Here is a 13937-nt window from a genome sequence, read left to right as displayed (position 1 = left end):
GTAGCCCGGCTAAGCGCAGCGCAAGCCGGGAAGAAAACCGCAGCAAGGCACCCGGCATCGCACCTTCCCCGGAGGCGGCGCGTTGCGCCTGTCCGGGCTACCGATCCGCAGACGGTTGTGAACCTGTAGCCCGGCTAAGCGCAGCGCAAGCCGGGAAGAAAACCGCAGCAAGGCACCCGGCATCGCACCTTCCCCGGAGGCGACGCGTTGCGCCTGTCCGGGCTACCGATCCGCAGGCGGTTGTGAACCCGTAGCCCGGTCAGCGCAGCGCCACCGGGAAGAAAACCGCAGCAAAGCATCCGGCAGCGCACCTTTCCCGGAGGCGGCGCGTTGCGCCTGTCCGGGTTACCAATCCGCAGACGGTGTGAACCCGTAGCCCGGCTAAGCGCAGCGCAAGCCGGGAAGAAAACCGCAGCAAGGCATCCGGCAGCGCACCTTCTCCGGAGGCGGCGCATTGCGCCTGTCCGGGCTACCGATCCGCAGACGGTTGTGAACCCGTAGCCCCGTCAGCGCAGCGCCACCGGGGAACAGCCGCGCTATGAAGCCAGCGGTTTGCCATCCCCGCGGGCGAAGCGGTTTTCGACGACCGGCAGACCCAGCTTTTCGCGCAGCGTGCCGGTCGGATAGCGATCCCGCATCGCGCCGCTGCGCTGCAGAATCGGCACTACCTGCTCAACGAAGCGGTTGAAGTCCCCCGGCAGCAGCGGGAACATCAGGTTAAAACCATCGGCAGCGCCGGCGCGCCAGGATTCCGTCAGCGCGCTGGCGATCTCCTCGGCGCTGCCGATGAGCAGCCAGCTATCGGAGCTTTGCAACAGCAGCTTGCCCAACGCCAGGATCGTCAACTGCGGATCGTAATCACGAATCAGCCTGAGGGCGGTGCGGATCCCATCAAAGGTCTCTTCCTCCGGCAGCGGCGGCAGCGGTTGGTCGACGGGATAAGCGGATAAATCCATGCGCAGATAGGAAGAGAGCAGGTCGATGGCCATCTGGTCGCTCATTAGCTGCTCGTTAAGCCGCTGGCGCTCTTCCTTTTCCGCGTTTGAATTCACCACCACCGGTAAAACGCCGGCGATGATTTTGAAATGCGCCGGATCCCGGCCGTGGCTGCGCAAACGCTGGTTCATCTCTTCGCGGTAGTCCAGCCCCTCAGCGATAGATTTGATAAACACAAAATGCATATCTGACCAGGCGGCGGCGAGGTTTTTACCCGCCTCCGACGAGCCGGCCTGCACCAGGACCGGGTGCCCCTGCGGCGGGCGAGGGACGTTCAGCGGCCCGCGCACGCGGAAGAACTCGCCCGCGAAATCAAGATGATGCACCTTGCTGGAATCGGCAAACAGCCCGCTGGCTTTGTCATAGCGCACCGCGCCGTCTTCCCACGAGTCCCACAGCTGAGTGACCACATCAATAAACTCACTGGCGCGCTGGTAGCGGCTGCCGTGCTGCGGCAGGTGGTCAAGGCCGAAGTTGGCCGCCTCCTCCTCCAGCCATGAAGTGACGATATTCCAGCTGGCCCGCCCGTTGCTGAGAAAATCGAGGGAGGCAAAATAGCGGGCGAGATTATAGGGCTCGTTATAAGAGGTGGACGCCGTGCCCATCAGGCCGATATGTTCCGTCACCGCCGCCAGCGCCGAGAGGAGAGTGATGGGCTCCAGCCGGGCGTTAGCGTAGTGGGTTAAACCGCTGGGCACCGTGTCCCAGATAGCGATATGGTCGGCGATAAAAATGGCGTCGAGCGTCGCGGCCTCCGCTTTACGGGCCAGATCGGCATAGTACTTGAGGCTGAAAATTTCCTTCTCCGGCGCCTGCGGGTGACGCCAGGAAAAGCGGTAGTCACCCTGGGGATTGAAGAAGAAAAGGTTCAGGATCATAGGATTATTTGGCATTTTCTCGGCTCAGTTGGAGGTGATGCCTTCCCTGGCATGGCGGCAATCAGTTGCTGTTGAGGTGCGTTTTGACCCACTGTTCGGCCACCGCCGCCGGATCTTTATGCTGCAGATCGACCTGCTGGTTAAGTTCGATCAGCGCGGCGTTGTTCAGCTTGCCGGAGACCTCATTGAGCACTTCGCTGATTTTCGGCGTCAGGCTGGCTTTGCGCACCAGCGGCACCACGTTCTGGCTCGGCTGCTCATGCTTATCATCCTCCAGGACCACCCAATCCTCTTTCGCGAGGTTGCCCTGAGTAGAGACGACCGTGGCGACGTCGATTTTGCCGGAGTTCAGCGCCAGACGGGTCAGCGGCCCGCCCATATCCAGAGATTTCACCGCCTTAAATTCAAGCCCGTAGACGCGCTTAAGGCCCGGCAGGCCCAGGGCGCGCACCGGGAATTCCGGCGGGCCGCCGATAGTCAGCTGATGTGCCACGGGCTGCAGGTCGGAAAGCTTGCTGAGGTGATATTTTTTTGCCGTTTCCGCGCGCACGGCCCAGGCGGTAATGGACGAGGCCGGGGAGGGGGTAAGCAGCGTAAAGTCCGCCGGCAGCGCTTTGGCTAACTCAGCGCTAACGTCGCTCTGGCTGGTAGCCAGCGTTTTGCCGTCATAATAGTTCAGCAGGGCACCGAGATATTCCGGAACAATATCAATTTCGCCGCTCTGCAGCGCCGGAATAATAATCTCGCGATTACCGAGATTAAGACGGGTTTTCACCGCAATATCGTTTTTCTTTAGCGCGCTGGCGTAAATATTGGCAAGGATTGAACTTTCGGTGAAATTCGCTCCGCCAATAGTGACGTCCTGCGCCAGGGCGTTAAAACTTAAGCTTAATAATCCCGCGGTGAATACCGAAAGACGCAAGCGGCGACGATGCGCGGAAATGCTAAATAGCTGCTTCATAATACCTCTTTACCTGCAGGTGGTTTTTTGTTGTTGGGAAATTAATTTATTTGCGTGACCGGCACCGGGACGATGCGCCGGGAGAGTAATGAAAAAAGCAGCTCACAGCCGATGGCCAGCAGCGATACCACCAGCGAACCGGCAATGACCTGGGGAATATCGCGCTGGCCAAGTCCGTCGATCAGAAAGCGCCCGAGGCCGCCAAGGCCGGCGTAGGCGGCGACGACGGCGGTCGCGATCAGCTGTACCAGCGCGGTCCGCAGGCCGGCGAGTATCAGCGGCGCGGCGAGCGGTATCCGCAGCTGCCACAGGCTCTGGAGTGGCGTCATGCCCAGCGCTTTTGCCGCATCGCACAGCTGACGGTCGGCATGATAAATGCCAACCCAGGCGTTGGTGAGGATCGGCGGAATCGACATCGCCACCAGCGCGGTAAAGACCGGAATATCATTAAAGCCAAACACAATAATGCATAAAAGAATTAAACCTAAAGAGGGAATGGCGCGACCAATATTAAACAGATTAATAATCACAAATGCGCCCTTGCGCCAGTAGCCGAGAATAATCCCCAGCGGCAGCGCAATTGCCGAGGCAACGACGATGCTGATCAGTACATAATAAAGATGCTCGCGCAGGCGAAGTAATATTCCCGCATCGCCTGTCCAGTGCTGCGGTTGTAATAACCAGTGAAATGTTGCTTGCAGGATATCCATTAGCGGGCCCACGGCGTTAGCCAATAGCCGACGCGGGCAATCAGCGAATCCAACAGCAGAGATAGCACAACGCTGAGCACCAGGCTGACTGCGATAGGCGTGACAAAGTTCTGGTTAAACCCGGCTAGCAGAAGCTGCCCGAGACCGCCCTGGCCAATTAAGGCGGTGACCGTCACCAGCCCGACCAGCGTCACCGAAGCGATGCGTAACCCGGCGAACAGCGAGGGCAGCAGCAGATGCAGCTCTATATCGACAAAACGAAACCAGCGGGTATAGCCCAGCGCGCGCGCCGACTCCAGCACCGTCGCCGGGAGTTTCTCTATTCCGGCGATAACGTTGCGCAGCAGGATCAGCAGCGAGTAGAGCGTCAGGCCGATGATTGAGGTCATCAGCGACAGTCCGGTAAACGGCAGTAATAGAATAAACAGCGCCAGAGACGGGATGGTGAACAGTATCCCGCACAGGTAGATCAGCGGCTGGGCGGCCGCGGGCCAGCGCAGCGTCAGGCTAATCAATACGCCGGTGAAGAGGGTGCCGAAAAACAGCGAAACGATCACCAGCTGTACATGCTGCCAGAGCAGTTCACCGATCATGATTTTGTTGTCGAGGATCCACGGCCAGTCAATCATAGCGGCGAAGATCCACGTGGCCTTCCAGCACGTTCTGCAGCAGAGCGTGGGAGATGCTGCCCTGATATTCACCGTCGGTATCGACATGAACCACTACGCCGCCGGGCGCATCCAGCAGCGCGCTGTAGGCAAAGCGCAGCGTGTTGATGGCCGCCAGCGGGGCGTCGACCGGCAGCGTCCGGCGCTTAACCGGATCGAACCAGTTCAGCGGACGCCGTTTTTTGTCCAGCACCAGGCGCAGCGGACTGGCGACCGGCGGATGCGGGCTGGCGATGGGGGAGAGGCTCTCATCAATAAGCGGCACGTCATGGCGCGGGAGCTGTCCGACCTGAATTCTCCCCAGCCGCTGCAGATTCGGTTCGGGGCCGATAAAACGGCGCACAAAGTCGCTGGCCGGATGCGACAAAATATGGTCAGGCGTGGCGAACTGCGCCAGCTCGCCGCCCTCCTGGAAGATAGCGATTCTATCGCCAAGGCGAATCGCTTCATTGATATCATGGGTCACCAGGACGATCGTTTTGCGCAGGCGCTGTTGCAGCAACAGCAGCTCGTCCTGCAGGCGCTCGCGAACCACCGGGTCGATGGCGGCGAAAGGTTCGTCCATCAGGAGAATAGGCGGATCGGCGGCCAGCGCTCTGGCGATCGCTACGCGCCCCTGCTGGCCACCGGAAAGCTGGTGCGGATAGCGGGGCAGGACGTTGCGGTCGAGAGACATCAAATCCACTAATTCGTCGATGCGCGCCTGGATATGCTTTTTGCTCCAGCCGAGAAGGCGCGGAACCGTGGCTATATTTTGCGCGACAGTACGATGCGGAAAGAGGGCGGCGCTTTGCATGACAAAGCCAATTTGGCGGCGCACCTGAATAATATCGGCAGCGGCAAGCTTAACGCCCTGAACGTATACGTCACCGGCGTCAGGAATATCCAGCTGATTAATCATCCGCAGAATGGTTGTTTTTCCGCACCCGCTGGGGCCAACGAAAGTGCACAGCTCGCCGCTATTAATCACCAGATTAAGGCCGCGGATAGCCGCATGCGCGCTGCCGGGGTAGGTCTTGCGAATATTATCGAGTTTAATCATAAAGCCGTTGCGCCCTGAATGTTCTTTCATGAAAAGCATGAATAGAGCACAAGCTACAGAGGCGGTGATTAACGAGCAAATATGATATTTGCATTTGCAATGCCGCGATTCGAATTAAAGCGTCGACGTCAATCAGCGTGCGGGAGAGATTCGGTAAAAGGGCTGGCGAGCGGGCGAGTTAAAACCCGCTGGGGCTTATCGCATCGATCCGCTCTCCGCTAACCGGATGCACGAAATGCAGTTCGCTGGCGTGCAGCATCAGACGCGGCGCCTGTTCTGTTCCCGGAAGCAACAGACCGCCGTACAGATCGCAGCCCAGAATAGGGTGGCCAAGCCACTGGCAGTGGATACGCAGCTGATGGGTGCGGCCGGTTTCCGGCGTCAGCTGGACCCGCGTCACCGGCACGCTACCTTGATAGCGCAGGCGCTCAACCACCCGATAGCCGGAGCGGGCAGGCTTGCCGCGGCGCGGGCAAATCGTCATCAGCGGAAACAGCGCCGGATCTTTGGCTATCGGAGCGTCAACGGTTCCTTCATCATCCGCCAGATGCCCGCACAGCAGCGCGCTGTAGACTTTGCTCACCGCACGCTGGCTGAACTGCTGGCAGAGCGCGGCGTTGATGGCCTTGTTGCGCGCAATCACCATCAGTCCGGAGGTGCCGAAATCAAGACGATGCGCCAGAGTGCAGCCGGGAAACCGCTGTACCAGCCGATAATGCACCGAGTCGAGATTACGCGGATTTTTCCCCGACAGACTCAGCAGGCCCGAGGGTTTATCGATCAGCAGCAGATGGTCATCCTCGTAGAGGATGTCGATTTCAGCGTGGCACGGCGGGGCGATAAAGGTATCGATAATCGTAGACATCAGGCTGCACGGAGAGGGAGTGGATGCGGATGATAGCGAATTTCCCGCCGCCATGCGAGTTATGCGGTCACGGTATTCATAGACTTAATATGCTGCCAGAAGCGCTCGGCTGACTGGTTGAGCCGCGCGCCGGAGCGGTAAATATAGGCGCCGATCGGCAGCGACAGGCTCTCATCCATAATCGTCAGGCGGCCCTCCTCAAGCTCGCGCTTGATAGAGTACTGCGGCAGCCAGCCCACGCCGTCGCCGTTGAGGATCATGCGTTTTAATAGCTCGCTCATCGAGGAGACAAAGGTCAGCGAGAAGGTGATCTCCGGCTTGCGGTCGATCACCTGATTCACCTGGCGCCCCATATAGCTGTCGTTGGCGTATTTCATCAGCGGCAGCACCCCGCGGTGTAAATGAAAAAGCGGCCTGCCGTGTTTATCGCAGGGAGAAACGAGGTGCAGCGCCGAGTCAAAAATTTTGTGATTGATAAACGGATAGTTCATCAGCTCTTCATTATAAAATGACAGGATAAAATCACTTTTGCCTTCTTTCAGGTTGAACACCGCATCGTTGACGTTAATCGATTCAACATGAAAAGTTTTATTCTTTCGGTCGGTATAACCGGCGATGATTTCCGGAAGTAATAAAACGGAAAGCGACGGCGCCGCGTCGATTCTTATTTTCTGGGTGGTGTTGTTCAGCCCTTTAATTCGGCTAATCTGGAAGTCCATGTCGTCGAGCATATTTCGCGCATAGCCGACAAAAATCTTCCCGCGGTTGGTCAGCTGCAGCGGGTTTGCCGAACGGTCGAAGATGCTGAAGCCCAGCGACGCCTCGAGCGCCTGGATGCGGCGGCTGAAGGAGGACTGGGAAATATTGCGGCTTTTTGCCGCCAGGGTAAAGCTTCTGGATTCCTCAAGGGCAATCACATCGTAAAGCCATTTTACTTCAAGATTCGCCAGCACCGATCCGTTCCTCTGCCCTGCAATAATAGCTATGCAATTTTAGCATGACGTATAGAAACTATGCAATTAACATAATTATCTACAGGTGTTAACATTTTTTGCAGAGTTAGCTTATGACTTATTCGTGCAAACGATATTTCTAAAGTTCAGGCGACACCCTACACGAGCACGATTTTACATCGCCGGCTCTGGTCTGTTCATCCTGTTTATTTAATTTCACGATGGTTTTTTTATTAAAATAAATCCATCCGCTTAGCTGACAGGTTGAAATACCCTAATAGCATCTTATCCAGCCAATAGTTTGTCAGGAGTGCCATGTCACGTATTGAATCAGTAAAAGACGCTCTTCTTTCGCTCGGTATTCAGGAGAGCAGCGAGCTGTTTTATAACCCCGATTACGACTTGCTGATTGCGCATGAAACCAGCCCGGAATTAACCGGCGCGGCGCGCGGCGTCATGACCGAGTCCGGGGCCGTTGCCGTGGATACCGGGATCTTTACCGGGCGCTCGCCGCGCGACAAATATATTGTCAGGGACGATCTGACGCGTGACACCGTCTGGTGGGCCGACTCCGGCCTTGGCCGCAACGACAATAAGCCGCTATCCACCGAGATATGGGCAGATCTGAAGGCGCTGGTCGCCGGACAGCTGAGCGGCAAGAAATTATATGTCGTTGATGCGTGGTGCGGCGCCAGCCCGGCAACGCGCCTGGGCGTCCGCTTCGTCACCGAAGTGGCCTGGCAGGCGCACTTTGTCAAAAACATGTTTATTGCGCCGAGCGCAGAGGAGCTGGCTGAATTTACGCCGGACTTCGTCGTCCTCAACGGCGCGGGCTGCACCAACGATAAATGGCAGCAGCAGGGGCTCAACTCCGAGAACTTTGTCGCGTTTAACCTGAGCGAAAAAATTCAGCTTATCGGCGGCACCTGGTACGGCGGCGAGATGAAAAAAGGCCTCTTCTCGGTGATGAACTATCTGCTCCCGCAGCAGGGCATCGCCTCGATGCACTGCTCGGCGAACCGCGGTGAAGCGGGGGACGTGGCCCTGTTCTTCGGTCTTTCCGGCACCGGTAAGACCACGCTTTCCACCGATCCGCTGCGTCAGCTGATCGGCGATGACGAGCACGGCTGGGATGATGACGGCGTGTTCAACTTCGAAGGCGGCTGCTATGCCAAGACGATTAATCTTGACCCGCAGGCCGAGCCGGAAATCTATCGCGCGATTCGTCGTAACGCGCTGCTGGAAAACGTGGTGGTCAGAGCCGATGGCAGCGTGGATTACGCCGATGGCAGCAAGACCGAAAATACCCGCGTCTCTTATCCGCTATCGCATATTGAAAACATCGTGAAACCGGTGTCGCGCGCGGGCCATCCGTCGAAGGTGATTTTCCTTGCCGCCGATGCCTTTGGCGTCCTGCCGCCGGTATCCCGTCTGACGACCGAGCAGATGCAGTATCACTTCCTGTCTGGCTTTACCTCGAAGCTGGCCGGTACCGAACGCGGTATCACTCAGCCCACGCCAACGTTCTCCGCCTGCTACGGCGCGGCGTTCCTGCTACTGCACCCGACGCAGTACGCCAGCGTTCTGGCGGCCAAAATGGCGGAGGCCGGCGCCGAGGCCTGGCTGGTTAACACCGGCTGGAACGGCGAAGGCAAGCGCCTTTCGCTGCGCGACACGCGCAATATCATCAGCGCGATTTTAAACGGGACCACCGGCGAGCTGCGCGAAGAAACGGTACCGGTATTCGGTCTCGCTATCCCGCAAAGCGTGCCTGGCGTGGACAGCGCGCTGCTTGACCCGCTTAGCGGCTGGCCTTCTGCCGACAAATGGCAGGAGAAGGCCGAGAGTCTGGCGCAACTGTTTATGGATAACTTTAAGCAATATACCGATACCGATGCCGGCGCCCGGCTGGCGTTAGCCGGCCCAACGCTGACAAAATCAGCCGTCACCGCCTAAACTCTTTTTTCAGTGACCAACCCGGGCAGCCGCCCGGGTTTTTTACGTCAGCCCTCGCCGGGGGAGTGGCGCAGGAACTTGACTCTGCCTGGTTAGCGATTATAAATAAAGGGATGCAGGGCTAAGTATTGGGGCTAAATAATTTCATGACATCATTGTTATGAGAATTATCCTGGCAACCCTGCGGCGATGACTTCCCCGATACGCTGATATTAATAAATAAAGGAATGACTATGAAACTCTGGAGTAAAACGCTGATCGCTTCTGCCGTTTGCTTAATTCTCGCCGGCTGTGATGATTCATCAAAAGTTGATGCAAATCTGGATAAAGCAAAAGATAACGCGCAGCAAATTAAAGAGGCGGCGTCCGATAAAGCCGAAGCAATTAAGGATGAAGCGGATAAACACATTGATGCGATAAAAAAACAGGCGGCGGACGAGGCGAACAATCTCAGCAGCCAGGCCTCCAGCATCAAGGCGGAAGCGGATAAAAAAGCGGAAGCTATTGCTCAGCAAGCCCAGGCCCAGGCTGATGCCGTGAAGCAGGATGCCCGGCAGAAAAGCGACCAAATCGTGCAGGAAGCGGGAAAAATTAAAGACAGCGCGATTGTTGATGCCAATAACCTGGCCAACGATGCGGCGAATAAAACCAAAGAGATTAAAGAGAGTATCGCTCCCGCTAAAACCGCAGAAGAGGCGGCCGACTCCAGCCAGCCGTCATCGCACTAATTATTTATCGTCTTCCGGCCTTATCGCCACACTATCTTCAGCTCGTTGGTTCACTGAAGATAGTGTGGATTCAGCCTGTTACCCGTGGTTCACCCAGACTAATTTTTCTACCGGGAAGCCGAGATCCCGCGCGATGCGCAGATACTCCTGCTTGATGGATTCCGGGATGGCCGGCGTGCGCGACAGGATCCACAGATAGCCGCGATCGGGACCGCTGACCAGCGCATACTGATATTGGCTATCCAGGGCGATCACGTTGTAGCCGCCGTAAAACGGGCCAAAGAAGGAGACTTTCAGCGCGGCGGTGGTCGGCGCCGCGGTAAAATACGCTTTACCTTCGCTCTCGCTCCATTTCTGTTTCTGCGGATCGTAACCGCGGTTAACCACGCTGATGCCGCCATCGCTGCGCTGACCATACGTTGCGGTAACCCGCTCAAGGCCGCGTTCAAAACGATTTTCGAGCCGGGCAACCTCATACCATTTCCCCAGATAACGGCTTGCGTCAAAGTTATTTATCGGCTGGACCCCCTTGGGCGGAGTGGGGGATTTACAGGCGACAAGCGTCAGGGCGATAGCCACACCCGTCAGAACTGGCCATATCTTCATGTGAATTCCTTTTGTGAACGCGGAAGAAAATAAGTATAGCGCAAGCGCGCGGGCCTTTATTCACGCCCCATGGATGCACCTTATATTCAGATAATTCTATCACTTCGAATGGGCTGTTGCCCTGCTCGCTATTTTCCTCGTCCTGCTTCCGTTAAGGTGATTATCACAAAAAGTTGAATATATTTTAGCAGCCCAGGTGCTAACGTTTGAACGTTATTATTCACAACGGGAAAACATCGTGAAAAAATTATCCAGTCTGATTTTGTTATCTGCTATGTCTGTGGCTCCAGCCGCATTTAGCGCCCCCGTCGGGACGCTCAGCGTGCATATTCTCAATCAGCAGACGGGTCTGCCTTCATCGGGCGTGACGGTCACCCTTGAAAAACAGCAGGCGAATAAATGGACAGCGCTGGCCACCGGCGTCACCGACAACGATGGTCGTATTAAATCGCTCTATCCAACTGAAGGGGATATGCAGCCGGGGATTTATAAAGTGACCTTCAAAACCGGCGATGACTTCAGCAAACAGAAACTGGCCTCGTTTTTCCCGGAGATCCCGGTTCTCTTCACCGTCACGCGCACCAATGAAAAGCTGCATATTCCACTGCTGCTCAGCCAGTATGGTTACTCCACCTATAAAGGCAGCTAATCGCTACGTCCATCCTGAATAAGCAAAAAGCCTGCGCGCAAGCAGGCTTTTATCGGGCGACTATCTGGAGATAGCCGTGCTTAGTGATTCTGCTGGAAGATCCTTAAAAAATCCTCTTTATTAGCAATCAACGACAGCGCTCTGGCGATGACTTCATCGCTAAAGATCGACGCCACCTCTCTCAGCACATCGATGTGCTCGCTCTCTTTAGCAATCACGCCAATGGCAATGAACATGACATTACTTCTGTCCCAGATAACGCCATCGGGGAACTGATAAATTTCAACCCCGGTTTTAGCAATGATATTGGTTGCTGATTTAGGCAGGTGCGGCAGCGTAATGCCATTGCCTAAAAAGGTGGAGACCTGGCGCTCTCTTTCAGCAAGAAAAGTAACGCAATCTTCACTGACATAGCCTTTAGATTTAAATTCTGCGCCAATCATGGCCAGGACTTCTGCTTTATTTTTCGCCCGGCACGATAGATGGAGATTATCCTGCGTAATAGTATCGATCATAATCCGTTTTCCTTGGTGGCCGTATTGAATCCCGCTGCAGATTTATTTGCTGAAAGCTCCTCTTCCAGCTGCTCCAGCGATTTATTGGACGTTTCAGGCAGCGCCGCGATGACAAAAACAATCGCCAGGTAGTTAATCGCGGCAAAAATCAGGAATACCGGACCTAACCCGAGCTTGGCCTGCAATAATGGGAACAAATAGCTGACGATGGCGTTCATCACCCACATGAAAAATACCGATATGCCCATCGACAGTCCGCGGAACTTGAGCGGGAACAGCTCAGCCAGCACCACCCAGGTGATAAAGCCCATCGTTCCCTGCATAACGCCAACGAACATCGCGCCGAGCAGCCAGATGGCCGTGGCTTTGACGTCGCCGACCAGCGTGTAGTCTACGCCGGCAATGATAAGGTGCAGGGTAGCCATGATCGCGAACCCATAAATAATGATGGTTTTACGTTTAAAACGATCGACGAGGTACAGCACGCCAAATAGCATGCCGCCGACGGAGAACACGCCATTGAGTACGTTGCAGATGAGGGAGGTTCTTTCTGAGAATCCGGCGCTGCTGAGGATTTCAGTACCATAGTACATAATGACGTTGACCCCGGTGGTCTGCTGCAGCGCCGCCCAAATGACGCCCACCAGCAGGAGTTTGAAAATCCACGGCGTCTGGAGAATGGTGACAAAGGCGTTCTGCGAATGGAGCTTTTTGTCCGCTTCGGCCTTAATTAAGGTGGTGATATCGTTGAATTCTTTGGTTGCGCGTTCCAGAGGGCGGATTTGCTTTAATATTTCCAGCGCTTCTTCATGACGGTTTTTACTGATCAGCCAGCGCGGGCTTTCCGGCGATCGCAGCATACCGATAAACAGGCAGATGGCGGGAATGGTCTGCACCATCAGCATATAGCGCCAGACGTCGGGGAGATGGCCCCAGAGGATGCCAATAATGGCGTTGATGGCAAATGCGGCGAGCTGCCCGATAACAATGGCGACTTCGTTTAAGCCGGTCAGTTTACCGCGCATTTCGGTTGGCGCCACTTCGGAAATAAAGGTGGGGGCGGTCACCGAGGCGCCACCCACGGCATAGCCGAGGATGAAACGTGAAATAAGCAGTACGGTGATATCCGGCGCCAGAGCGGACATTAATGCGCCGATGAAAAAGATAAAGGATAAAAAGAGCAGGTACTTTCTTCTGCCAAAGAAATCCGCGAATTTTCCCCCGAATACGCTGCCTAACGCGGCGCCGATCAGCAATACGCTCATGACCAGACCTTCTGTAGTCGGGGTCAGGGCCATATATTGTTTCAGAGAGGAAAATGCGCCATTAATAACGCCGGTGTCATAACCGAATAGCAGGCCGCCAAATGTCGCAACCAGGGTTATCTGGTGTAATCGTTTTCTCTGCTGTAGGTTCAGATTCATAATAAGAGACATTTTTATACCTTTTGTTTTGATTAACGGCACGAGATAAAAACGTGTCATCCCATCCCCGTCACGGCATGCCTTTGCGCCTGGCGAAGCACGGCCGGGATGAAATGTTTTTTTGTTCTTACTGCAACTATTTAGCGCGATTGCTATGCGCTAAATAAAACCGATCAAAGAGGTTTCTTTTTGATTAATGATGAATCATCGGTAGATGCGGGGCTGGGGCCTCCGGGGTGGTTGACGTTCAGAAAGTCCCCGGCAGCGTGAGGGTGGAAAAGGGGCGGGCCAATATAAACGGTTCGGATAAGTCCTGATCTCACTTCCTTCATTGCATCCTCCGGGGGGTTAGGATTTCTGCTGCGCCATCAAGGCGGGCAGAGTGCGTTTAGTGAGAGGTGATTATTACCGCTATAAGTGAAATAAAAATACAAACAGATCACATTTTGAAAGTTTTATTTCGGTTTGGTTTTGTGGGCTATGTGTAACAGCCTTGTGTATAGAATGGCTATTTTTATAATTAATTGATATATATGGCAATTTTTAGGATTGTTTACGGAGAGATAGCCCGATGGCAGGAAAATGAATTGTTAAAATTATGATATATATCACATTTGTTAACATGCTCGTTTATGAAATTTAAATTTCATTATTGCGTCTTTTTTATTTTTTATTCGAAATCGGGGAGCGTCAAAAAGCTTCATCACCTCGATACGCGTTTTGCCGCAGGGTGACGGTTGCGCTCAATGCCCGGCGGCGGCAGGAGCTGTGGATGCACCGCTGGCGTCACCCTGGAAACACAATTGAGAACCGCCAATTATCATAGTGATACGCATGCTCTCGTTTTGATAATCAGCGGCGACCTCATGCGCTTTTTATTCTTTAACCGGCCGCTATTTTTAGATACGCCTCACATAACTCAGCCTGAAATAACCCTTTATTTATAGGTGGCATAGCCATTGCTTTAATCCGTTATCTTTCTTTGT

The 13937-nt window shown here is 55.0% G+C and carries 13 protein-coding genes and 1 pseudogene; 4 read left to right on the top strand and 10 right to left on the bottom strand.

Annotated elements, in window-relative coordinates; all coding sequences use genetic code 11:
- On the top strand, positions 1–254 hold a 254-nt coding region (locus ACESQ2_RS11700; RefSeq protein ID WP_373170511.1), incomplete at its 5' end, for a hypothetical protein.
- 282 nt (positions 255–536) lie between these two features.
- Here ACESQ2_RS11700 and ACESQ2_RS11695 read toward each other — a convergent pair.
- From ACESQ2_RS11695 to ACESQ2_RS11665, 7 genes are all read right to left on the bottom strand, one after another.
- Complete coding sequence (locus ACESQ2_RS11695) at positions 537–1874, bottom strand: LLM class flavin-dependent oxidoreductase (RefSeq protein ID WP_373170589.1); 1338 nt, start codon at positions 1872–1874, stop codon at positions 537–539.
- 61 nt (positions 1875–1935) lie between these two features.
- Positions 1936–2835, bottom strand: a complete 900-nt coding sequence (locus ACESQ2_RS11690) for an ABC transporter substrate-binding protein (RefSeq protein ID WP_046877750.1) — start codon at positions 2833–2835, stop codon at positions 1936–1938.
- 41 nt (positions 2836–2876) lie between these two features.
- Positions 2877–3545, bottom strand: a complete 669-nt coding sequence (locus tag ACESQ2_RS11685) for an ABC transporter permease (RefSeq protein WP_064375340.1) — start codon at positions 3543–3545, stop codon at positions 2877–2879.
- Positions 3545–4174 carry an ABC transporter permease gene (locus tag ACESQ2_RS11680; protein ID WP_025108424.1) on the bottom strand — a complete coding sequence of 210 codons (630 nt, stop codon included), beginning with the start codon at positions 4172–4174 and terminating at the stop codon, positions 3545–3547. Before ACESQ2_RS11680 ends, ACESQ2_RS11685 begins: the two co-directional genes overlap by 1 nt.
- Complete coding sequence (locus ACESQ2_RS11675) at positions 4167–5255, bottom strand: ABC transporter ATP-binding protein (RefSeq protein WP_025108425.1); 1089 nt, start codon at positions 5253–5255, stop codon at positions 4167–4169. The genes ACESQ2_RS11680 and ACESQ2_RS11675 overlap by 8 nt, the downstream gene beginning before the upstream one ends.
- A 178-nt stretch (positions 5256–5433) precedes the next feature.
- A complete protein-coding gene (locus ACESQ2_RS11670) occupies positions 5434–6120 on the bottom strand; it encodes an RluA family pseudouridine synthase (protein ID WP_014229781.1) in 687 nt (228 codons plus the stop codon).
- Positions 6121–6179: 59 nt separating this feature from the next.
- A complete protein-coding gene (locus tag ACESQ2_RS11665) occupies positions 6180–7073 on the bottom strand; it encodes a LysR substrate-binding domain-containing protein (RefSeq protein WP_004851947.1) in 894 nt (297 codons plus the stop codon).
- Positions 7074–7388: 315 nt separating this feature from the next.
- Here ACESQ2_RS11665 and pckA point away from each other — a divergent pair, with 315 nt between their 5' ends.
- Both pckA and ACESQ2_RS11655 read left to right on the top strand, forming a co-directional pair.
- Positions 7389–9029, top strand: a complete 1641-nt coding sequence (pckA, locus tag ACESQ2_RS11660) for a phosphoenolpyruvate carboxykinase (ATP) (RefSeq protein WP_373170507.1) — start codon at positions 7389–7391, stop codon at positions 9027–9029.
- 233 nt (positions 9030–9262) lie between these two features.
- Positions 9263–9757 carry a hypothetical protein gene (locus ACESQ2_RS11655; RefSeq protein WP_014229779.1) on the top strand — a complete coding sequence of 165 codons (495 nt, stop codon included), beginning with the start codon at positions 9263–9265 and terminating at the stop codon, positions 9755–9757.
- A gap of 78 nt (positions 9758–9835) precedes the next feature.
- Here ACESQ2_RS11655 and ACESQ2_RS11650 read toward each other — a convergent pair whose 3' ends face one another.
- A complete protein-coding gene (locus ACESQ2_RS11650) occupies positions 9836–10363 on the bottom strand; it encodes a lipocalin family protein (protein WP_025108428.1) in 528 nt (175 codons plus the stop codon).
- Between the two features lie 274 nt (positions 10364–10637).
- Here ACESQ2_RS11650 and uraH point away from each other — a divergent pair, with 274 nt between their 5' ends.
- Positions 10638–11012: a hydroxyisourate hydrolase gene (gene uraH / locus ACESQ2_RS11645; protein WP_194247315.1), complete on the top strand. Its 375-nt coding sequence runs from the start codon at positions 10638–10640 to the stop codon at positions 11010–11012.
- An 80-nt stretch (positions 11013–11092) separates the two neighbouring features.
- On the opposite strand, the gene ACESQ2_RS11640 is transcribed toward uraH, so the two are convergent.
- Together ACESQ2_RS11640 and ACESQ2_RS11635 are read right to left on the bottom strand one after the other, a co-directional pair.
- The gene (locus ACESQ2_RS11640) at positions 11093–11527 is read right to left on the bottom strand and encodes a PTS sugar transporter subunit IIA (protein ID WP_373170504.1); all 435 of its coding nucleotides are present in this window, start codon (positions 11525–11527) and stop codon (positions 11093–11095) included.
- Positions 11502–12963, bottom strand: a pseudogene (locus ACESQ2_RS11635) (sugar porter family MFS transporter). Before ACESQ2_RS11635 ends, ACESQ2_RS11640 begins: the two are co-directional and overlap by 26 nt.
- Positions 12964–13937 lie beyond the last annotated feature (974 nt).

It is taken from the genome of Klebsiella sp. Q11 (genome assembly GCF_964241505.1).
Classification (GTDB): domain Bacteria; phylum Pseudomonadota; class Gammaproteobacteria; order Enterobacterales; family Enterobacteriaceae; genus Klebsiella; species Klebsiella michiganensis.
This window is presented reverse-complemented; position numbering and strand designations above follow the sequence as displayed.

Coding starts and splice junctions, on each gene's coding strand:
- ACESQ2_RS11690 (WP_046877750.1), bottom strand. CDS start 2,835: ATGAAGCAGCTATTTAGCATTTCCGCGCATCGTCGCCGCTTGCGTCTT.
- ACESQ2_RS11695 (WP_373170589.1), bottom strand. CDS start 1,874: ATGATCCTGAACCTTTTCTTCTTCAATCCCCAGGGTGACTACCGCTTT.
- ACESQ2_RS11640 (WP_373170504.1), bottom strand. CDS start 11,527: ATGATCGATACTATTACGCAGGATAATCTCCATCTATCGTGCCGGGCG.
- pckA (WP_373170507.1), top strand. CDS start 7,389: ATGTCACGTATTGAATCAGTAAAAGACGCTCTTCTTTCGCTCGGTATT.
- ACESQ2_RS11685 (WP_064375340.1), bottom strand. CDS start 3,545: ATGGATATCCTGCAAGCAACATTTCACTGGTTATTACAACCGCAGCAC.
- ACESQ2_RS11655 (WP_014229779.1), top strand. CDS start 9,263: ATGAAACTCTGGAGTAAAACGCTGATCGCTTCTGCCGTTTGCTTAATT.
- ACESQ2_RS11675 (WP_025108425.1), bottom strand. CDS start 5,255: ATGATTAAACTCGATAATATTCGCAAGACCTACCCCGGCAGCGCGCAT.
- ACESQ2_RS11650 (WP_025108428.1), bottom strand. CDS start 10,363: ATGAAGATATGGCCAGTTCTGACGGGTGTGGCTATCGCCCTGACGCTT.
- ACESQ2_RS11670 (WP_014229781.1), bottom strand. CDS start 6,120: ATGTCTACGATTATCGATACCTTTATCGCCCCGCCGTGCCACGCTGAA.
- ACESQ2_RS11680 (WP_025108424.1), bottom strand. CDS start 4,174: ATGATTGACTGGCCGTGGATCCTCGACAACAAAATCATGATCGGTGAA.
- uraH (WP_194247315.1), top strand. CDS start 10,638: ATGTCTGTGGCTCCAGCCGCATTTAGCGCCCCCGTCGGGACGCTCAGC.